At 45.3% G+C, this 21491-nt stretch carries 19 protein-coding genes and 1 tRNA gene; 4 read left to right on the top strand and 16 right to left on the bottom strand.

The window, feature by feature from the left end:
- The first annotated feature begins 313 nt into the window (after positions 1 to 313).
- Complete coding sequence (gene glgC / locus LNL84_RS04565) at positions 314 to 1630, top strand: glucose-1-phosphate adenylyltransferase (protein WP_244355494.1); 1317 nt, start codon at positions 314 to 316, stop codon at positions 1628 to 1630.
- Between the two features lie 73 nt (positions 1631 to 1703).
- Here glgC and LNL84_RS04560 read toward each other — a convergent pair whose 3' ends face one another.
- From LNL84_RS04560 to LNL84_RS04550, 3 genes are all read right to left on the bottom strand, one after another.
- Positions 1704 to 2333 (bottom strand): DUF2913 family protein, encoded by a 630-nt coding sequence (locus LNL84_RS04560; protein ID WP_244355493.1) that lies wholly within the window; start codon positions 2331 to 2333, stop codon positions 1704 to 1706.
- A 47-nt stretch (positions 2334 to 2380) separates the two neighbouring features.
- Positions 2381 to 2464 (bottom strand) — tRNA-Leu (locus tag LNL84_RS04555).
- 493 nt (positions 2465 to 2957) lie between these two features.
- Positions 2958 to 3275 (bottom strand): YciI family protein, encoded by a 318-nt coding sequence (locus tag LNL84_RS04550; protein WP_244355492.1) that lies wholly within the window; start codon positions 3273 to 3275, stop codon positions 2958 to 2960.
- A gap of 112 nt (positions 3276 to 3387) precedes the next feature.
- Here LNL84_RS04550 and nagA point away from each other — a divergent pair, with 112 nt between their 5' ends.
- Positions 3388 to 4527, top strand: a complete 1140-nt coding sequence (gene nagA, locus LNL84_RS04545; RefSeq protein WP_341829449.1) for an N-acetylglucosamine-6-phosphate deacetylase — start codon at positions 3388 to 3390, stop codon at positions 4525 to 4527.
- 89 nt (positions 4528 to 4616) lie between these two features.
- On the opposite strand, the gene LNL84_RS04540 is transcribed toward nagA, so the two are convergent.
- Positions 4617 to 5072 carry an Lrp/AsnC family transcriptional regulator gene (locus tag LNL84_RS04540; protein ID WP_244355491.1) on the bottom strand — a complete coding sequence of 152 codons (456 nt, stop codon included), beginning with the start codon at positions 5070 to 5072 and terminating at the stop codon, positions 4617 to 4619.
- Between the two features lie 154 nt (positions 5073 to 5226).
- On the opposite strand from LNL84_RS04540, the gene LNL84_RS04535 reads away from it, so the two are divergent.
- Positions 5227 to 7038: a PLP-dependent transferase gene (locus LNL84_RS04535; protein WP_244355490.1), complete on the top strand. Its 1812-nt coding sequence runs from the start codon at positions 5227 to 5229 to the stop codon at positions 7036 to 7038.
- A gap of 1026 nt (positions 7039 to 8064) precedes the next feature.
- Positions 8065 to 9630 carry a trypsin-like serine protease gene (locus LNL84_RS04530; protein WP_244355489.1) on the top strand — a complete coding sequence of 522 codons (1566 nt, stop codon included), beginning with the start codon at positions 8065 to 8067 and terminating at the stop codon, positions 9628 to 9630.
- Between the two features lie 1039 nt (positions 9631 to 10669).
- Here LNL84_RS04530 and LNL84_RS04525 read toward each other — a convergent pair.
- The 12 genes from LNL84_RS04525 to LNL84_RS04470 form a co-directional block, all read right to left on the bottom strand.
- Entirely contained in the window at positions 10670 to 11665 is a 996-nt protein-coding gene (locus LNL84_RS04525) for a Gfo/Idh/MocA family protein (protein ID WP_244355488.1), read from the bottom strand.
- 206 nt (positions 11666 to 11871) lie between these two features.
- Positions 11872 to 12441 (bottom strand): NnrU family protein, encoded by a 570-nt coding sequence (locus LNL84_RS04520; RefSeq protein ID WP_244355487.1) that lies wholly within the window; start codon positions 12439 to 12441, stop codon positions 11872 to 11874.
- A 272-nt stretch (positions 12442 to 12713) separates the two neighbouring features.
- Positions 12714 to 12971: a DNA polymerase III subunit epsilon gene (locus LNL84_RS04515; protein WP_244355486.1), complete on the bottom strand. Its 258-nt coding sequence runs from the start codon at positions 12969 to 12971 to the stop codon at positions 12714 to 12716.
- A gap of 201 nt (positions 12972 to 13172) precedes the next feature.
- Positions 13173 to 13706 carry an acyl-CoA thioesterase gene (locus LNL84_RS04510; protein WP_244355485.1) on the bottom strand — a complete coding sequence of 178 codons (534 nt, stop codon included), beginning with the start codon at positions 13704 to 13706 and terminating at the stop codon, positions 13173 to 13175.
- Between the two features lie 221 nt (positions 13707 to 13927).
- Positions 13928 to 14692 carry a carboxylesterase family protein gene (locus LNL84_RS04505; protein ID WP_244355484.1) on the bottom strand — a complete coding sequence of 255 codons (765 nt, stop codon included), beginning with the start codon at positions 14690 to 14692 and terminating at the stop codon, positions 13928 to 13930.
- A gap of 21 nt (positions 14693 to 14713) precedes the next feature.
- Complete coding sequence (locus LNL84_RS04500) at positions 14714 to 16426, bottom strand: RluA family pseudouridine synthase (RefSeq protein ID WP_244355483.1); 1713 nt, start codon at positions 16424 to 16426, stop codon at positions 14714 to 14716.
- 108 nt (positions 16427 to 16534) lie between these two features.
- Positions 16535 to 17824, bottom strand: a complete 1290-nt coding sequence (locus LNL84_RS04495) for a hypothetical protein (RefSeq protein WP_244355482.1) — start codon at positions 17822 to 17824, stop codon at positions 16535 to 16537.
- Entirely contained in the window at positions 17805 to 18080 is a 276-nt protein-coding gene (locus tag LNL84_RS04490; protein ID WP_244355481.1) for a DUF2249 domain-containing protein, read from the bottom strand. The genes LNL84_RS04495 and LNL84_RS04490 overlap by 20 nt, the downstream gene beginning before the upstream one ends.
- 17 nt (positions 18081 to 18097) lie before the next feature.
- Positions 18098 to 18532, bottom strand: a complete 435-nt coding sequence (locus tag LNL84_RS04485) for a hemerythrin domain-containing protein (protein ID WP_244355480.1) — start codon at positions 18530 to 18532, stop codon at positions 18098 to 18100.
- A gap of 45 nt (positions 18533 to 18577) precedes the next feature.
- Positions 18578 to 19336 carry an SDR family oxidoreductase gene (locus LNL84_RS04480; RefSeq protein WP_244355479.1) on the bottom strand — a complete coding sequence of 253 codons (759 nt, stop codon included), beginning with the start codon at positions 19334 to 19336 and terminating at the stop codon, positions 18578 to 18580.
- A 40-nt stretch (positions 19337 to 19376) separates the two neighbouring features.
- Positions 19377 to 20291: a 3-hydroxyisobutyrate dehydrogenase gene (gene mmsB / locus LNL84_RS04475; RefSeq protein ID WP_244355478.1), complete on the bottom strand. Its 915-nt coding sequence runs from the start codon at positions 20289 to 20291 to the stop codon at positions 19377 to 19379.
- Between the two features lie 54 nt (positions 20292 to 20345).
- Positions 20346 to 21476: an enoyl-CoA hydratase/isomerase family protein gene (locus LNL84_RS04470; RefSeq protein WP_244355477.1), complete on the bottom strand. Its 1131-nt coding sequence runs from the start codon at positions 21474 to 21476 to the stop codon at positions 20346 to 20348.
- Positions 21477 to 21491 lie beyond the last annotated feature (15 nt).

The following is a 21491-nucleotide window of genomic DNA, read 5'->3' as shown; positions in this document are numbered from 1 at the left end:
TAAACCGCCTATATTTTTATGCCAGTAGGTGAGTACCATTTCATCCTGTTGCGGATGGCTAATTTGTTAATTATCACCTCGCGGCTTAGCAAATGTGATCGAAGGTTTAAATTACATATTTTGATAGTTACTTACAATTTATGGTATGGATTGCATAACTAAGTTCTGCTCTTATAAAGGTGTTGTCAAGTAAGGATGTAAACCCAACGGCGTGGCAAGTGAAATAGTTGCAGATAAAGCTCTTCCCAAGAAAAGAGCGTGACTATCTCCGCCTATAAACGTCATTTGTGCTTATAATATAAGGAGTTACGTTATGCCAAAAGAAAATCAGTATTCCCATATCTCGAGTAATGCTCGACTACGCAACACCACGGCAATGATTCTAGCGGGAGGTAAAGGTACTAGGCTTAAAGAGTTGACTTCGAAAATCGCTAAACCAGCGGTTTCGTTTGGCGGTAAGTTCAGAATCATAGATTTTGCACTATCAAACTGCATCAACTCAGGTATAAGACGAGTCGGTGTTCTTACTCAATATATGGCTCAAGATCTGATTAGTCACATTCAGTCGGGCTGGCAGTCATCATACTCTGCACTAGGAGAGGGGGTACACATTGTTCCTGCTCAGCAACGTATTGACGAGAATTGGTATCGCGGTACCGCAGATGCTCTCTATCAAAATTTAGACCTCATTAAACGTCACGATCAGACTGAACGTATTCTTATTTTGGGCGGTGACCATATCTACAAAATGGACTACTCGCGCATGATCAACTTTCATGTGGAAAGTGGCGCGGATGTAACGGTCGCATGTATTCAAATGCCAATTGAACAAGCGTCCGAGTTTGGTGTGATGGGTGTGAACGATCAAGGCGACATCATCAACTTTGTAGAAAAACCAACAAAGCCAGCACCAATGCCAAATGATGACAGCAAAGCGCTAATATCTATGGGTATCTATATCTTCAATGTCGATGTCCTTGATTCAGAACTGCGCCAGGCCATTGATAAGCCAGACTATAAGCACGACTTTGGGCACAATATTATTCCAAATCTTATTGGCCGAAAGAACGTCAAAGGTTACGTATTCACAGAGCGAGGCCACCCAGGTGGTAATGGTTATTGGCGCGATGTGGGCCACATTGACGAATACTATGCGGCAACCATGGACATTCTGGCTCCAACACCTGAACTGGATCTTTATGACAAGAGTTGGCCAATTATGACTAACCAGGTTCAGCGACCAGGGGTGAAATTTCTATTTAATGATCCTAATCGCCGCGGCTTTGCTGTTGATTCCGTATTGTGTGCCGGCGCAATTATCTCTGGCGGGCAAGTGATTCACAGCTTAATTTCTTCGGACGTGCGAGTTGAGGATTTCTCAGAGGTGAAGGACAGCATCATTTTACCAAGCGCGGTCATTGGTAAAAACTGTAAATTAAACAAAGTCATCGTTGGTGAAAACTGTCACATCCCTGACGGAACCATCATTGGTTATGATCTTGAGCAAGACAAGCTGCGCTATACGGTGAGTGAACAAAATGTCATTCTCGTCACCCAAGATATGTTCGATGTGGTTAACCAACACGTGACACCACTTGAAAACAATCCAAGGGCTGCTGAAACCGCGTAACTCTATTGGCAGAAGCCTGTGCTTCTGCCGCTTTTCCCCAACTGTCTCACTGAGCGACAGGCAACAGCGTATGCTACTTGTCTAACTCTAATAGGATACGGACAAAGTTGTCGTCTTCGTATTGAATTTGATAGCTAAAAATATCGCTCGCGTATATGGCTTTCAAGAACTGATGTTTTTGACGAACCGTACCGCGGAAAAGAATAGAGATACCCTGCAACAATTGATTTTTACTGCCAAAGTGGCCATTCAAATCATTTGAAAGCACACAAAGTAAACAGCCACTTTCGTCATACGATAAATCCACCTCTTCAGGACGTGACAACAATGCTGTTGTACCCAAGGTTTTCTCTATTTCTCGAATGAGTAATAGATAGCTATCTAAATGAGGTTGCTTTTCTTCAGGCTTTGCATGAACGCCAATCAATAAAACTTCTTGAAGGTCGACCTGAGATTTTTTGGCTTGTAGACTCATAGCCTTGATCTGTTTGCGGATAAGCTTGTACTTATTACTTTTCAGCTTAGGTTTGAGCCACTTTACCAGGAGTTCATTGCACTTCTCTGTCGAGTAATGAGATTTACTGTCGGTTAATTTTTTAAATTCCAGATGAAGCAAGGCGTGCAAAGACAGCTCGGTCAGTAATCGCGTGGATTCCGAGTTAGACGTACTGATGTGCTTGGAACTAGAATCTATGTTCGGCATCGTATTTGTCGTCTTTATGCTTTGTTTTGTTTCGAAGAAAGGAGGAATGGTGCCGAGAGAGGGACTCGAACCCTCACACCAAAGGCACTAGCACCTCATGCTAGCGTGTCTACCAATTTCACCATCTCGGCATCATAGGAAAACAAACTCCGTGTTTGCTTTCGCAGAGCTGAATCAATTATCTGACTCAATACCAGAATCTTAACCGAGCTTTTTTGTCATGTATACAGTTTGCGTGCAGATATCCCTTATTTAGCAACTGTTTGCCCAACTATTGACCAATTATCTTTCATCAATCCTTCATGTTTGAACATTGCTACCTGTATACCAATGATTCGAGGTGCCCATTACTCATTTTTATCATTGTAAACAACCGTTCATACCCTCAAGCTACCGTCTATCGCATTGCTCAATACTCTCCTTTGAAAGCCACTAAAGTTGTCTTAATTCACAAGGGAGATAAACAAATGACAGGCTTACAAACTCGACTAATTCTTCGCTGGACTCACATTATTTGCGCAGTGCTAATCGGTACTTTTATCTATTCACCTTGGAGCGCGAACGCAACGTAACCTCTGCGTAATATGGGCCGAAAGGCCCTTATTAAACGCGCTTAACTGGGTGTCACAGTTTCATCTCGACCATTTCAGAGACTTCCAGAGTGCCGCCCGTTTCCAAAAACGGACATGACTGGCTGACTTTTTTTGCGTCTTCTATCGAATTACACTCAATGATGGTGAAGCCCGACATGGCCGTTTGACTGCCCACCACAATACCTTCAGCCTGGCTAATCGAATGAGTGTTCTTTAGCGGGTTTGCGGGACTGACCATCGCAGAGCCTAATCCGTGTATCCACTCTTTATAACGCTTAAAGTGGCGCTGCCCTTCTTCCTGCGTTTGCGGTGGATTGCCTCCCAAATACACAATCAAAAACTTAGCCATAACGTGTCTCCTTGCAACTTTAATCTAAACTGTAGCGTATAGACCCTTTTTTACTAAAATTATCAAAGCTGATCACTAGGTAAACGGTGATTCAATATTGGGAGAATACTCAGTGAGAAAAGCAATTGCTGCACAGCAGATCTTCGATGGTGAGAGATTCCACCAAGATTCAATGCTGGTGTTTGAAAATGGAACCATCATCGACTTGGTCAGACAAATAGACTTAACGGATGAAAACATCGAGGTGACGTATTTCAATGATGCAATCATTACACCAGCGTTTATTGACATTCAGGTTAATGGTGGGGGGGGCGTGATGTTTAATGATAACCAATCCCCTAGCGCTATTGAAACCATCTTACGGGCCCATCGTAAGAATGGGACTGGCTATGTACTGCCTACCCTCATTAGTTCTGTTCCCGAAAAAATGTTCTCCGCTTTACAGGGCGTTCATCAAGCATTAGCCGAACATTCACCCGGATTGCTTGGCATCCATCTAGAGGGCCCCTGGCTAAGCCCTGAGAAAAAAGGCGCGCACGACCCCAACACTTTTTTTGATCCTTCACTAGACGAGCTCATTCACTATCCTTGGTTAGTGCAAGGTAAAACCCTTGTGACACTGGCACCTGAGCAGGTCAACCAAAGTGCGTTAGAGTGGTTGAATGAACACGAAATCATTCTTTTTGCAGGGCACAGTAATGCCAGTGAAAAGGACTTTACCAACAAACTTGACCATATCAGCGGCTTTACTCATTTATACAACGCTATGTCTCCACAAACGGGGCGTGAGTTAGGGGTCGTCGGGATGGCGTTACGCCATAACGATAAGTGGGTGTCATTTATCGCTGACGGACATCATGTACATCCCAGTAACATCGTAATGGCCGCACAACTAAAACCTAAAAATAAGATGGTGCTAGTGACCGATGCGATGGGCTCTGTAGGAAGTCAGGATGGCTGCTTTGTACTCGATGGCGAGAAAATATGTGAGGTCGATGGAGTTTTAATCAACAAAAACGGTGACTTGGCGGGTGCTCACATAACCATGACACAGTCAGTGGCTAATCTCCTAGAGTGGGGAATTGAAAAGTCACATGCCTTTCAAATGGCCAGTACAAATGCCGCCCTAGCGCTGAATCTAGGAGACGAGCTTGGATACCTAAAGCCCGGATATCGAGCATCGGCAACGATTCTTGATCAAGATACTCATTGTCAGGCTATCTTGCTAGAAGGCGTGATCTACAACAGCTAAATAACTGTGCCCCTAGAGACAAAACGTTCTCCCCTTTGTTTTGTCTCCTTTCTTTTTTAAGCATAAGTTTGACGATGTTTCGACTCGAATTACAACCTTGGTAACTGGGTGCGACGTTTCACCTGCCCAAAGGCAAAACTCGATTCTATTGATGCGATGTTTGGTAAACGTGTTAGCTGCTTTCGAATAAACTGCTCATAACTTTTGAGGGAGGCACTAACGACATGGAGCAAATAGTCATGATTCCCTGTCATGAGGAAACACTCGATGACTTCGTCTAACGATTCGATCTGTGTTTCAAATTCCCTCATGTTGTCTTCTGTCGGCTTTTCGAGTTTAACCAACACAAAAACATTGATCGGCAATCCATATTGCTCACGATCAATACTTGCATGATAACCTCTGATCACCCCGCTTTTTTCCAGAGCTCTTACCCGCCGTAAACATGGCGATGGCGACAATGACACTCGGTCGGCCAGCTCTTGATTGCTTAACCTTGCATTGCGTTGCAACTCAACCAGTATTCTCTTATCTATTTCATCCACGATTCGCTCCGCAATAATTCATTAATTTTCCAATAAAACTTAGCATAAAATTGCCAAAAAAGAGCGCCATACAGTTCATTTCGCAATCATCCGCACACTATCTTAACTAGGCTTTAGTTAACCCTACTAAAAAAGACAGCGGCAGGAATTGCAGATGAACACCTCAACACAATTGAGCCCACTAAGAAAAACCACCAAGCATGAAGAGGCTCAAGCTCTGGCCATTGAGCAGGCGCAACATTTCGGTATCGATCCAAACAGCCAATACGGCGCAGCATTGGTAGAACTTGCTACATCGCTCTACCAGGCTAATAATCGCACTCACGATCTGTGGGCCATTACCATGGAAGGCTTATCTGAATTAGATAAAAGTGATCGCATTGCATGGTTCAATGCCAAGCGTTTTCTCTCGTTCCAAATAGCCAAGATCCTCGACAACCTTCAAAACCCTATGCGGGCGACATATCAATCGATTACGACTAACAATGAACACTTTGCTTCTAAAGGGGCTTACCCGATCTTCGACAATGTTGCCGCGATATTTTCCGCAAGCCCCGTAATCACGCGAACTGCTACCTATTTGTTTGCTTGTACCGAGTGGATTGAAGATGCATTTAACGGAAAAGAACCACTCCATGATATTTACTCTCGATTGCTCAACCCAACCTCTATTGCCCTTGCTAACCATATGGTCGATATCGAGGCTGGCGAGCGCGCCAACCAATACTTAGCGTGGAATTTCAACTCGGGTATGGCAGCCATTGATGGCCTGCTTAGTCATCTCTTAGGATATGAGGATATCGTGGTGGCATCGCGTAATATCTATGGTGGTTCCTATCAATTAATTGAAGATTGGTTCGGAAAGTCATCCAATTTAAATATTGCCGTCGAGTGGGTTGACGGTTATCAAGGAAACGATTTTGCCGCGAGCCTGGATGAGGTAGCAAACAAATACGCCGGTCGCCTCGCCCAGGGGAAACGTATTTACGTCTATTTGGAATCGCCATGCAATCCACACGGTTATGTTCTCGATGTCGCATCAATTTGTCATGAAAGCCACCAGCGCGACTGGACGGTCATCGTCGATTCAACGGTTGGGACACCATTTTTACATCCGGTATTAAAACGCGATGACCCAATGGAGCGCCCAGACTTTGTGGTTCATTCGTACACCAAAGAACTTGCAGGTTCGGGCACAACAACCGCTGGGGTGGTGATCGGGAAAAACGAAACCATGTTTATCCCAAAAGGCGACACGGCAGAATATGTGAAAGCTAATGGTGTTAAACAAACAATTCCGTGGAACGAAACCCTATTTTGGAACGTTTACTACATCAAGGGTGCATTCCTAGATGCTGACAAAGCTTTCGAAGTATTAAATGGAATGAAAACCTACGAATTGCGCGTCATTCAAAAAACCATAAATACACTGGCTTTAGCTCGCATTTTTGATGCTCACCCTGATATCAACGTTTCGTGCCCTGCACTGCCCAATAGTGAAAATCACCCACAGCTACTTAACAATATGCGACTTGGGCTTCCAGCCGCTCTGTTTACTATCGATATGGAAGGAAATGCATCACGAAGTGCCATCGGGCGAGAAGTCTTTAAGCAGTTTTTTGATATGCTCGAACCGGCCATTGGCATGCAGGTAAGTCTTGGGCAAACCAACACCGTTGCCCTTTGTCCTGCCCTTACGACTCACTCTGAGTTATCTCGCGAAGCATTAGCGCAAGCGGGGATCCAACCCACTACGATGCGGATCTCTATCGGCTTAGAAGATCCCCGAATGTTCATCGCGCACATAATGCAGGCTGCTAAGCTATCCATTGATAGTGAACACGCCGATTTCTCGACACTCTTTCCTAGCAGCGCGACCATCGACAAGATCTATCAAGAGACCTATCTGGAAGTGCATCAAAAGTTCGTGCGAAGTTTACCAACATTCGACCAATTGAGTGAATAAGTAGAAGACATTGATCTAGTAACAGCCTGTCAGTTCTCACGTTTTCAATTACTCAGAGCTGACAGACTGCTTTTGTTTTACAGCACTTAACTTATATTTTCGTCATTCCGCATATGAACTCACTGATAATTAATACCTAAATCAGGATAATCAAATAAAAGTGAGATGCTTTCGTATATTCGGGAGCTTGAGTGAAGTAGCGAGATCCTGCCACTATGTGTAGTCGCACCTTAATTCCACATCGCACCCACAATATTTATTTCCTGTGGAATGAACTGGCTCTTTAAGGTTGGTCTTACCTGTCTTTCGTTCTTTACTTTAGAATGTAATTAATTTTTATGCCCCATGACCCTCATTATTTTTAGATAGAGAGCGATACCGAATATTCATATTGTGCTTTAACATTGACCATGCGAGACGGATGATTTTATTTACCAAAGCAACCACGGCTCTAATTGCAAAACTAGATCCTCAACTGTTTCCACTCCGACTAAGTGAACGTTTGGCTGCTAAGACGAATCGCTATGACCAAAAAATCTTCTCATAGGTTTATTGGATAGTTCTAAACGATGTAATGTGTCTTAGAGTGATGATTTTCACAGCTCACCGAATTGCTTGCCCCAGACATCCGTCATTCCGCACCTGTTGCGGAATCTAATGCCAACACAAACACAAACACAAAAGAACACAAGATGCCCTGTTCACTTTGTAACAAGCTTTTGGACAGAAATGAGTTTCGGGAAATCGAACATTAGCCATTCAAGAATAAACTTAGGTATTGCAAAGTAGCTTTGATAGATTCCCAGTATTTTTGTACATCACCAATCCTCCCAATCCTCCCAATCCTCCAGAGACGTTGAATAACGTAAATGTAATGACTGTCAAAACTGTCGCTATAAATTGAACCTCGTCATATAAATTAAGAAATGGTCAAAAACAACGCACATATTAGTGTTTTAAGTCTACAAGAATCAGTTGCATATGATAGCGTTAACAGATTGCTTTTTATGAATAAAATGGATTTTTATGAATCAGTGTAAAGCGTTCCTAACCACAAGGAAAATTCAATCTCTTTTGATGTCAGGGCTACTTATTGTTTCAACTGCTGCTTTTGCAGTAAAAAACGGAACCGATGTAGCCATCGAGGACTACGAAAACTATTTCGTGTCCATCTACAATCCCGAGCTCAACGATGGCTATGGCGCCATGTGTGGCGGTCAGCTCATTGCTGGCCAGTGGATATTAACAGCCAGACATTGCACTGAGTACTTTACCGAAAAAGGCCAAAGTAAATACGCAGGGAACGAAGCCGTCAGTGACGCGCTGATCGCCTTAGCAGTTTACCAAGGCCTTGAAGGGGGCGAGAACTGGGACAACATCGTGTGGTCTGGTGATGCCCGTGTCTGGACGTTTGGGAACGAGCTTGACTCAAACCCAATCACAGACGCGTTAGGTCTGGAGTTTGGCGCGTGGCTTGATAACGCAAGCTACTCAACCGATGGATCTGGTCGAGTATATGACTCTGGAGGCATAGGTTCAGTGTATGCCGACATCGCGCTCATTAAGCTGCCAGAACCCATCGCTTACAAAACCACGTTGGAAATCGGAAGTGTACTGAATCCATCGGCCACTGCGCCGAACTTCGTTTATGAGCTTCAAGAAGCCACTAACGAGTACAACAACCTGCATGAAGGAGAAACATTAATCTTTCGCGGGTGGGGCATCGATGAAAACGGCGACGTTCCTGCAGTGATGCAAGAAGCCGAGCTGGTGGTGTCACAACCGGCAATGCGGTTTACTTGTGAATTGTACGCCCGAGTCGATGACGTCATTGATAATTACTACCCTTGTGATCAATACCATTACGAAGCGTCGTTGCAACCTGGCAATTTTGGTCACTCGAGAATCTACGCAAGATACAATGACTTCTTCAAAATGGATGGTTTGCACGGTGAAGGTGGTACTGCCTCTGGTGACAGTGGCACGGCGATAGTGAAAGATGGGAAAGCTCTTGGTTTAGTTAGCCGAGGAGCTCTCAACTACACAGAATTCGTCATGCTGGATATTTATCACGATTGGATTTTAGAGACGATTAACGCTCTCAACGCTCCAGATGTGATTGATATTGAGGTCTACACGCAGACTGAACATACGTTTAAAGTGCAAAACCTATCTGCTTTTGCAGAGTCGGTAACGCCAAGTATGAGTCATGATACGTTCACTCTATCGGATGACTGCTTAGCAGGCGTTCTGCAACCGATGGAGTCGTGTTCAGTGACAGTCAGCTTTAATGGTGATTCATTGCCAACGAGTGCTGAAATTCACGTGAACAACGACAAGACTATACAATTAAACATTGTGGAGCCTAAACCTGACGTGACAGACCCTGTTGACCCAACAGACCCTGTTGACCCAACCGATCCAACGGACCCTGATCCAACGGACCCAACGGATCCAGTTGACCCAACAGACCCTGCGCCAGAAACACCAGATACTTCGGTGCCTGATAGTGGAAATGGCGGCGGCGGTGGTGGTTCAATTTCCTTTGGTCTTATTGGCCTGATAGGTTTGTTGATCGCACGCAGACGTTGATGATACCTCTTGGTTGACACTTCTACATTAGAACGCCCAATCATTATTGGGCGTTTTACATTGGAGGGAGCTCGATGACATCACTTGGTACCTCTCCAATCATTAGGTTTTGTATCGCTATATAATTTCGCCATAATTTCGACTTTGATGGGCATAACAAGCTTTGGGGCAAAGATGTGTCAGGCCCGCACTCCAATTTGGCCACTGACTGCGCTTCGATAAGATTCCCTTTTTCAAGGGAATGACGGTGATTTTGGGATGGTTTGAAACACCGAATGGGGCAAAGATGCGTCAGGCCCGTACTCCAATTTGGCCACTAACTGCGCTTCGATAAGATCTCCTTTTTCAAGGGAATGACGGTGATTTTGGGATGGTTTGAAACACCGAATGGGGCAAAGATGTGTCAGGCCCGCACTTCAATTTGGCCACTAACTGCGCTTCGATAAGATTCCCTTTTTCAAGGGAATGACGGTGATTTTGGATGGTTTGAAACACCGAATGGGGCAAAGATGCGTCAGGCCCGTACTCCAACTCGGCCACTAACTGTGCTTCGATAAGATTCCCTTTTTCAAGGGAATGACGGTGATTTTTGGGATGGTTTGAAACACGAAAAGGGGCAAAGATGTGTCAGGCCCGTACTCCAATTTAGCCACTAACTGCGCTTCAATGAGATTCCCTTTTTCAAGGGAATGACGGTGATTTTGGGATGGTTTGAAACACGAAATGGGGCAAAGATGCGTCAGGCCCGTACTTCAATTTGACCACTAACTGCGCTTCGATAAGATTCCCTTTTTCAAGGGAATGACGGTGATTTTTGGTTTAGAAGAAAGAGCCACAAGTGTTTTAGTCCTTCGGTTATAACATGCACCTAGAGCAAACCAAGTCATAGTCGCGGTCATAGTCAAACTAGTATTGTGCTCGCTGTTCGTAGATTCCAGCCTTGGCAGGAATGACTGTTTTTTGGCTTGAGTATTTTGAGCTTAAGTATTTACGGTAAGTAACTCTGCAACGAGCAAAAGCGCATTACAAACCCAACAGTTTAGATGCTTTCTAGGAATGGGTATTCCAACCCAATTTGCCGACGTATTTCATCCATCGTTTTCATCGTATTAATACTGTCCTGCCAGCTCATTACATCACTCTGTAGTTTGTTTTTAGCGATACAACTCATTACCTCTTCAATTTGATATTCAAAGCCTGTTGCTCTGAACGGCAACTCCACTGCCACTTCTTCTTCCCCTTCAACGCATAGTACGGCTTTCGTCGCCGCCCAGAACATGGACACAATAGTGATGCTTCCTTTGTTACCATAGAGAGTGAAGCCGTTATCCAGCCTGGTGTTCAACCCGCAAGTAAACTGACTGCCAACGCCATCGTAATCAAGAATAACACTCGTTCGCTCATCAACATTGGTTTCACCAATCATGCCGCTGGCAATGATTAAGTTTGGCTCACACTGCATCACAAACTGAGACATAGTGAGGTTGTAAATTCCCATATCCAGCAACGCACCGCCCGCTAGTTCATTGTTCAGTAAACGGTCATCCCTGTCACGTGGCACGTTAAAGGCAAAAGATGAACTCATCACACATAAATCGCCAATGCGTTTTTCATCAAGCCACGTCAAAACTTGTTGCCATATTGGCAAGAAGCGCGTCCAAACTGCTTCCATCAAGAAAGTTTGGTGTGTTTCAGCTAAATCCACTAGCTCTCGAGCTTGCGCTTCATTCACGGTAAGTGGCTTCTCACACAGTACTGGCTTACCCGCCATCAAGCATTTCTTTGCACACTCGTAGTGAAATCGATGTGGGTTGGCAATATAGATAGCATCTACTTGTGGGTCATCCATTAGGCTTTGGTAATCATCGTAAGCACGCACACACTCGTACTCTTGTGCGAAAGACTTCGCTCGGTCGAGATGAGTACTGGCCACCGCATACAGGCTCGCATTAGGCACAACTTTGAGTGCTTTTGCAAAGGTGTGAGCAATTCGGCCAGGGGCAACAACACCCCATTTAAACGTTTTTCCTGCCATACACTTTCCTCATTATTTGATTCCAACACACTAACTCGAGACCGGATAAACGTGCGTTGCAATCTTTTTCACGATTGCTGGCATTTAGATACTAGCCAAGGCGGATGCTCTCAGTCAGAAATTACACCGTTTGACTTAGTATGTTAACCGTGTATGAATCATGAGAGTTAGACACCCACAAGTAAGCCTCTGCAGCATAGTGACCATTAACTCATTAAAGGAATTCCGATTAGATAACCGTGCAAATACATAGCAAATATGGCACTGACAACCGTTCCAATCACGATGACTATCACGTCATTGACCCAAGTTGCCTTCAAGGGCGAAACGACTCTCTGCTGACGTTTTCGCATCGAGATTAGGTCGGCTATGGCCCAGACTAAAAACGCGCCAAACAACAATATGTCAGCCAGGTTGCCATTAACTAACAAGTGGGATAAGGCCCAAAGTACGACTGCCAATAACTGCGGGTTTTTTGTGACTGACTTTATTTTTCCAGGGAAATAAGGCGCAAAGAATAGGATGAAACCAACGAGCATTAAAATAGAAACTAGCGGCCTTAAAGACTGATCACCAAAATAAACTAGGCTCGGGTCAGCCCTGAGTGAACTATGACCGGTAACAATAAAGTAGAGACCTATAAAAGAAAGCAAGCTATAAACTGCCTTATAGGCTTTTTCATTTTTTTTAACTAACTTCTCCCTATACGCAGGTGCGATAATTGAAATCGAATGAATACCAAGAAACAAAATTAAACCAAGTAGTAAGCTAAACATTCCGTTGCTCCATTGCTTAAAATAAAACCAGACCGCTATCTATAACTCACATTACAGGTAGGAGAAAAAGTAAGTCAAATGATGCTTTGATGAACTGAGATACCTATCAGGTGCGACACCAAAGAGTGCGCAGAGAACTTGCATTTGAACCCCATAAATTTGGGTCAAAGTGGATGGCCGAGATAGAGCGTCTTATGGGTGGTTTTGATATTTAGATGATTTACAACGAAACAATCCCTGCTTTGTTAAGTTAAGGCAGGGATTGTTATCTTTTATTCGCTTTCTTGTTCAGTAAACGCGGCTTCAATTCTAACGAGTTCTTGCTGCTCTTTGAGCTTCTTTTCTTCCGCAAGCGCAGCTTTTCTTTCGTTAAGATTACGTCGCTCTGATTTGGTCAGGAATTTTACCGCTTTTTTCGTCGTAAGAGCATAAGCTACAACGTCTTCACCTTTTTCTCTGCGTTCACTCACTCGCTGTGAAAAACGCTCGTCATCACGAGCTTTTCGCTCTTGTGCTGTTAGTTTGCTCATTCTACTTGTCCTCATTAGTAACTCATGGTCGGGGTTCGCTTCCCCTCAGTCACACAAATGAGATTGATTGCACATTCATATCGCTGATGACGCTATTTTAGCACACTATCGTTGCTGACCTATGCAGTGATTAAAACGATCCTCCTATGAATGACATTAAGAATCCACATCGACTTCAAATTCCATTTCTTGCTCGCTTCATTACTTTCCTAACGGTGGCCAAGGTCTATGCTGCTCTGAATCAATCCATTCAGCTACCCATTGTGGCAACGCAGGCGTTTCTGTGGGCTCCCCCATCGCTTCAAGTACCTGAGCGGGGGCAATCAAACCACCCTTAGAAGTGACTCCTGCACGAATCAATACCGAGGAGCATGGCTGACCGTCGACCCACATGGACTGCTCTACGTACAACCATTTGTCATCCCAGCCTACACATTGAGTGTACATCTTTACCTTATGGAACATATGGACGCGTTTACGATAACGAACAGAGCTTCCAGCTACGACCAACGCCCAACGCTTTTTGGCCAATATTTTCATCAACCCACAGCGAATACCAAGTTCCGTTCGCCCCAAGTCATAAAGTGTAAGAACTCGACCGTTGTTCATCTCGTTGAAAATATCGAGATCCCATGGGTGACAACGAAATGAGATGTCACTTTTCTCGGTAAAGTGCATCGCGGCACTTTTCCTTGCACGCCACATCACTTTGGCTAATCGTAAAAACGGATACATAGTCAGTTTGTCCTTAAACTGTTATCGACATTATTCACCCCAACAAATCAAAATGTATGAAGTGTCAGGGTTCGATATAACCCTATAGAGCTAACATTCTAAAAACAAGCCGTTAACATCAGACTTTTGCTGTTGGTCCGCTATTTTTGCGTTTCAGGATGTCAACCTAGGCAAAGTGTGTATAGGTGGTTGCTTGCGCTGAACGAGCACCAACATAGGCCTTAATGACTACCTTTCTGTTGGCAAAGCCAGGTGTATGCTTCGCTGGTACTGTATGCGGCGAGCCAGGCTGAACCATGATCTCCGCCGATCACTTCTGTATGCCGGATAAAGCCGTTGCCGCTTTTCTGCAGGGCGATAACCATTTGTCGTGAGTAGCCTACATCGGTGATGTCATCGGCCTCCCCATGAAACACCCAAACCGGAGTCTCTTTGATTCTTTGCGCTTGCTTTGGATCGGCACTGCCACAAATCGCTATCGCTGCGGCAAACAAGTCTGGCCGTTGAAATAAGCCATTCCATACGCCCTGGCCACCACGTGATAGCCCGCATAGGTATATCCGATTAGCATCAATGTTTGGGTTACTGGCAATCATGTGATCGATCAAACACAGCAAGGCGCTCATAGATGGGGTTGATGGGGTTGATTCAAAATCATAAGGACCAATTGAATCACTGGCCCAACGCATAGATTCTGGCGTTTGAGGCGCTAATACGAAAGCTTGTTGAATGGTCTGGTTTTCATGATTGGCAAAGTATTGAGGGCCGGTGTTGGTGTTACTGTACATCTGCGTCTGGTTGTCGACGCCAGCCTCACCACTGCCGTGCAGATGAACAATCAGAGGCCATACGCCTTTTTGTGGCGGTGAATAGAGCTGATAGGGAAGATTAAAACCTTTATGAATAAAGGCATCGGCATGCCAGTCGGCTTTACTTGGGCCACTCTTTAGCACTGTTGCTTTCATTGGCAGAACGTTACGAAGCATGCAGATGTACCTTCCTTAGCATCAAAAATCAGCAGGGACCTCAAATTCAATGATTTGATCGGTAACAGGATGGCGCAGCTTTAAAAATCCAGCATGTAGATGCAGCCTGCTTTCTTTAAAGCCATACAAATCATCCCCGACAATTGGCGTGTTCAAGCCAGCTTGATGGGCGCAGTGAACACGAAGCTGATGAGTCCTGCCTGTTTTGGGGTACAAATGGACTGTGGTGCGGTTATTGTTCACTTCAATCACCTGATAAGAAGTCTCGGCGCTGCGACCTTTATCATGGCAAACCCTTTGCCGAGGTCTATCTTCAATATCACCCGTTAATGGAAGAGCAATGACGCCTTGCTCTTGTTCGATGCTTCCTTCCAACAACGCGGTATACCGCTTTACAACGCTGCGCTCAATAAACTGTTGTTGTACTCGTTTGTTAGCTTCTGAGGTTAATGTGAGCACCAATAGCCCTGATGTCGACATATCTAATCGATGAACAATTAGCGGACCTTCAGCGTCCGGGTATTTTGCTCGAATTCTGGCTTCAACCGAATCTTGAATGTATTTTCCCGACACCGACAAGAACTCGGCGGGTTTGTTAACCACCACTAACGCATCATCCTGGTAAACAATTTCAAGCTCTTTGTTGTAAGAAGGCGTTTGCTCAAGTGGGCTTTCGTCCAGCTCAATCCCCTCTAACATGTGCTCTAATATCTCAAAGCACTTACTTTGGCACACCGGATACAAGTTCTTATGTTGGCGAATTTGTTGATATGGTGAGTCTCCCCACCAAAACTCTCCCAGTGCTATGGGCGTCAGGCTCATCTTAAATGCGGCTTGCAGCAGCTTAGGTAGGTTCTGTTCGCTGGCAAAAGCAATGGGCTGTTTTTTTCCAGTATCGGGAAAAAGTGCTAGTAGGCTTTTTGACTTACCTTCTCGATTGAGAAACTGGCAGGCACTGCGGGTTTCAAGCAAGAGTGTATCAGCGAGCTTTCGATAGCGTTTTTGCAACAGTTCAATACTGTGCTGTTTGCTTTGAAGTGCTTTATCCAATGCCTCGCGAGTGCGTTGCCAATCCTGTTTTAATGCTTTGAGCTGTCTTTTCTCAGCACTACTTTTGTTACCAAGATCGCGAATTATTGCAGCTAATTGTTCTTCATCTATCGATTTACCAACTTCGCTTTCAGCCTGCTGACGTTGTTGTTTACGCTGCTTCTTATTTAAGGCAATTTCTTTTTGGAACTGCGCAATTTTTTGCTCAAACTGTTCGGCCCCGTTAGCCATTCTTTGTTTTAACTGAATAAGGTCCGAGGCATTTAGCTGCTGTTCAACCTCTTGGGCCAATTGCTCTATCTGATTCTCCAACTCACCAAACTGGGCAATGCGATCCTGTGGGTTTACAATGGGATCGACAAAAAACTCAGTGACCGAATTAGAGACTTCTGCTGTCGTGCCGTCTTCAGAAAATGAGCATAAGTAGCCTAGTGAGCCTTGCGCATTCTCTACCACCAAAACCGCAAACATCCTGCTCATATTCTTCAGATCTGACTGAGACTTCAAGTATTCTTGCAACTCTTGCATTGCAATGACTGCCAATGGGTGAGGCGAATAGTAGTACGGGAAGGTAAAACGCTCAGGTCGTGCGAGATGGTCCACTGTGGTGGCAAAGGTTCTGAATTTAGACAGTGGTGATGCTTGATGTGTCACGATGATGCTTGGCCTCAACGACGAGTTCATTAGTACTGAAATTAAAAAAGCGCTAACACGCTCAAACCTACCTGACCGCGAAGCTTATCATAGTCAGGCGTTTGTTAGAAAAATCACATGAGTTTGAAAAAACCACTATCACTCGCTAGCCAACATCTGTTTATGAACCTGACGATACACATATGTCGCTTTACTAATATTGTATGCAATAACAAGCCAATTACTCGCTATGCAAACGCCAAGTAATGGGGTCAAAGATGGCATGAATAACGCACCAAAAATAGACATAAGTACCAACAGATACAGCCTAAATTGGTACTTTCCCTGATTGCGACTGATCAACTGGTAGTGATCGGGCAGTAGCATCATACCAGCAGGGTTTTGCATCGCTAGCCTTTGCAAATGCAGCGTAATGAGAAACGGCACGATTTTCAGTAGCATGCCTTGGATGATGCCAAGGATAAAGCCCAAACCAATAATGAGCCCAACAAACACTTCTGCTTTTGCCTGATATTGATCGCCAATTAATGGCATCGCAATGATCAGTACGCACCCTAAGATCAAACAGCTCCATCCCACTAGCCAATATGTCACTACCGCATCCGGTAATTTTCGTTTTCGCTTACTTAAACGCTCAATCCCCATCAAGGCATACACCACTGCGACCATCGGGCAAATGACTCCCGCATAATATTGGTCAAGTTCCAGCAGCGTCACCATCGATAACGAAAATAAGCCAAACAACGTCATACTAATCAGGCCAATGCGCCAGGGAGCAGGAAACGTTGGCGTCACATGAAACATGGGGATCACCTGAAAGCTGACGGCCATCACCAGTAATAGCACCCAACCAAATACACCAAACCCTGCGTGTAAATTCGTGATACTTTTTCCAAACGTAGGTAGCCATCCCCATAGAACATTTGAGATAAGCAATAGACCGATGACCACCCCACCACCAAGCGCAGTCGCTGCCAAAAAAATAGGCAGTCGCGTTTGTTCACCTTGGGCTTGCCTTACCAAAACTAGAACAAGTCTGATAACAAAGTAACCAAGGCTTAGGGCAAGTAAAGCAAACCCAGTCAGAAATGTTGTCCAGCCAAGAAAGGCTGCTGATAAAGCGAGGGTGCCAATCATTAGGCCGCCGTGCATTAATAACAACGACCACTTTTCGATTTTCAAAGGCGCACCGCACAACACTGGCACGACTTGAAACAGCGAACCAACCATGATCAATCCCATCACTCCCAATGCCAATAAATGGGTGATGGCCAATGATGCTGGCATCCAGCGGCTCAACCAAATAGCACTTCCCTGGTCGATCAGCAAAGCTGCAGCAATTAACGCGAAAATCGGTGCAGTAAGGTAGAAACGAAAAGGAGTGGCTAAAGGAGGGATCGACTCAAAGTTAAGCCCTGTCATTCTCATTAATCATCACCTTTACTTGTTGCTCTGCCTGTCTGACACCTAGGTGCCAAAACCAGATATGGTGGTCCCCCTCCTCGATTTCTCTATGTAGATAGCAATACTTGTCGTCTAGCATTTCAAATAAAGGAATCGGTTTGCGCCTGTGGGTGACATGGAGTATTTGATCATTGGATAGCTCCACCAATGCCTGACAGATCTCGTGCATTGGCTGGGGTGGTTCTAGTGTACTGACATCAAGCTCAATCACCGCGATCATATCTTACTCGCTCCTAGTTAGCTCTGGCTCTTCATTCTGGCCACCAGTTCTTCACCATTATTCAGGCGATTATCTGACATTGGATAGAGGATCTGCTCCTCTTTCATGTTGTGCTGCTGAATAAACAACATGGTACTTTCAATCACACCAATGGCACGTTCCTGATTCTGTTCCGCAATGGCCTGCTGCATCTGCTCAAACATCGCCCTTATCTGGCTATGTTCCTGTCGCATTACGTTGGTTGGCCCTCCAACCATGCCCGTTTGCGCTTCAAATTCAGGAAATAAAACCTGCTCTTCAAGTTCAAAGTGGTGCAATGTTTCCTTTTCAAATGCATTCCAACCCAATGCAAATTCGGTCCAATCGTTAGCGGCTATTGCACCTTCGGCATCAACTAGAAGGTCATCACACTGTTTGTGGTGCTGCGTCATAAATTCTTGAATAGAGGTCATTGTTATTTCCTTTGAGTCCGGTGACTGTAAACGCATGATAGCACCTTACATTCTCATTCCACCATCGACTTCAATCACTCTTCCTGTAACGTAGTCGTTTTCCAGGATAAACTTAGCCGCATGAGCGATCTCGTTGCTTTCACCAATGCGTCCAATCGGCACCATGGCTTTCAAACGTTCAATCGCTTCTGGTTTGAGCTGGTCTGCCATGGCTGTTTGCACTACACCGGGAGCGATAGCGGCAGCTCGAATACCATAGCGCGCCAGCTCTTTGGCCCAGGTTGTTGCCATAGTCGCAACCGCAGCCTTAGAAGCCGCATAATTAGTTTGACCAATATTGCCCGCCCTAGCGACACTGGAAATGTTGATGATGACGCCTTGCCGCTCAGTTTCGATCATCTTAGCGGCGGCCTCCCTGGCACAGAGAAAAGTCCCTGTGACATTCACGTTCATCACCGCATCAAACTGCGCCAGAGACATTTTACTTATCTCGCCATCTTTGAGTTTCACTAACAATCCATCGCGCAAAATTCCTGCGTTGTTGATGAGCCCATCTAATTGACCAAAGTCTTGAATGATATTTGAAAAAGTTTGCTCGACTTGCTGCTCATCCGTGACATCGGCACAGTAAGTCAATGCCTTGACACTGAGCATATGACACTGGTCTTGAGTCTTGCGCAATGCCTCTTCGTTGACATCAATTAAAGCCAATTCAGCCCCTGAGTGCGCTAAGGTAATCGCCATCATCTGCCCCAATCCTTGCCCTGCTCCGGTTATGGCTATCACGCTTTGTTTTAGATTCATAGTACGGCTCCTCCTTGAGTAAAGGTGATCCAATGATCGCTTATTGTGACGACTTAGACTGTCGTTGATAGAATTCAAACATGCTTGAAAAATCGAGCGCTTCATTGCCATTGGCGTTATGAAAAGCATAGAGATTACGAGCCAGTGTCCCCATCGGAACTGGCGTTTGAGTTTGCAATGCGGTTTCCACCCCTAACCCTAAGTCCTTTAACATCAATTTACTCATAAATCCGGGACTATAGTGATGACTAGCGGGAGCATTAGGCATAACTCCGGGGCAAGGGTTATAAAGCTCTAACGCCCAATTTCTGCCTGAGCTTTGCAACATGATATCCGACAGCACCTTAGGATCCAGACCATGTTCGATACCCAGGTTTAACGCTTCACATGTCCCAGACATCAATATACCCAGCATCAGGTTGTTGCAGATCTTAGCCATTTGCCCATCGCCAGCATGCCCGGCATGGAAAACATTTCGCCCCAAATGTGACAGCACCTGTTTAGCACGTAAAAACGCCGCGTCTGTACCTCCGACAATAAAAGTCAATGTCGCCGCCTGCGCTCCTGCAACCCCTCCAGAGACCGGTGCGTCGACAAACTCCAGCCCCTTGTTGGCGGCTTCGTTAGCAACTAATCGTGCTGAGTCTGGATCAACGGTAGAAGAATCAATCATAAAGGTCTTATCCTCAACAAGATTAATCAGCCCAACACGACCGTGCAGATCCCCCAGATACACCGACCGCACGTGCTTTCCGGCTGGCAACATGGTGATCACCGTCTCGGCACCTTTCACGACTTCTTGCAACGAGCCTGCAGCGATCGCTCCAAACGGTACTAACTGCGCTGTTGCAGATTCATCGACATCAAAAACTTGTACGTTGAAACCTGCGGCCAACAGATTTTGCGCCATGGGGCTACCCATATTGCCTAAGCCAATAAATGCAATGGTGCTCATTTGCTACCTCCTTCATTTAATTCAAAGTCCGTCAGTCGCGTTCCCTATCTGTGGCTAACGGTTACCCAGCTGGCCTAAGGGGTGTTGGCTTTGCGGCCACAGTGTTGTAAATAGATTGTCGATCACCGCCATATCGACCTCGTTGACACGACGAAACAGCCAATTAGGCTCTCCATCTTTATCAATCAGGCGAGCTCTAACCCCTTCTTGAAATTCACCAAGCTCACCACATCGCACCGACAAACTTAACTCTAAGCGAAAACAATCTGCCAACGACAACGCCTGATACTGGGTTAGTTGCCTAAAGCAGATATGTGCTGAAATTGGGCTTCCTTGAGACATGGCTGCCTTAGCCGCTTTCAACCAAGGGTCATCTGTTTTTATCGCCAATAATCGTTGTTGAATATGGCCAAGATCGTCACCAATACAAGCCTGTTGAATCGCGGGTAGATGCGCCATTAGCTGCCGTTTCGGGTGTTCGCCAGTACTGTGATCGGCAAACGATTCGAGTATCTCTGAGACCAGCTCATCATGGTCCTCTTGCTCTAACCAATCGCTGATTTGCAACTGTTGAATGACATCCATGTGGCTTTCTTCAAGTACGATATGATCTGCAAATCCGATGTCTATCGCATCGCTGGCATTAATCAGCGAGCCAGTTAGCCCGAGAAACAGCCCCACGCTAGGATCGATTTTATTGAGAAACCAGGTTGCCCCTACATCGGGGTATAAGCCGATACTGACTTCAGGCATTGCGAGTCTTGATTTAGGCGTAACCACCTTATGACTGGCTCCCATATACAATCCCATTCCGCCTCCCATCACGATGCCCTTTCCCCATACGATGATAGGCTTACGGTAGGTATGAATTAGGTAGTCACACTGATATTCCAAGGCGAAATACTCTAACAAGTATTTCTGGGCGACTTGCCCGGTTTCTTGTTTCATCACATGATACATGGCACGTACGTCTCCACCCGCACAAAACGCTTTTTCACCTTTGCTGTCTAAGACCACACAAGCAATTCGCGAGTTGCTTTGCCACTCGACCAATTGGCGGTAGAGCTGCTGTATCATATCCAGTGTTAACGCATTGAGAGATGCCGGATTGTCTAACGTGGCTATGGCAATCGCATGCTGACCGTCATTACAAGGCAGCTCTGAAAAACGAACTCTGTGTACCATTGCGCTTCCTTTTAC

The sequence above is a fragment of the Vibrio gelatinilyticus genome, from assembly GCF_022836845.1.
Classification (GTDB): domain Bacteria; phylum Pseudomonadota; class Gammaproteobacteria; order Enterobacterales; family Vibrionaceae; genus Vibrio; species Vibrio gelatinilyticus.
Note: the sequence above shows the minus strand (reverse complement) of the source record. Positions and strands in the feature narration are given on the sequence as shown.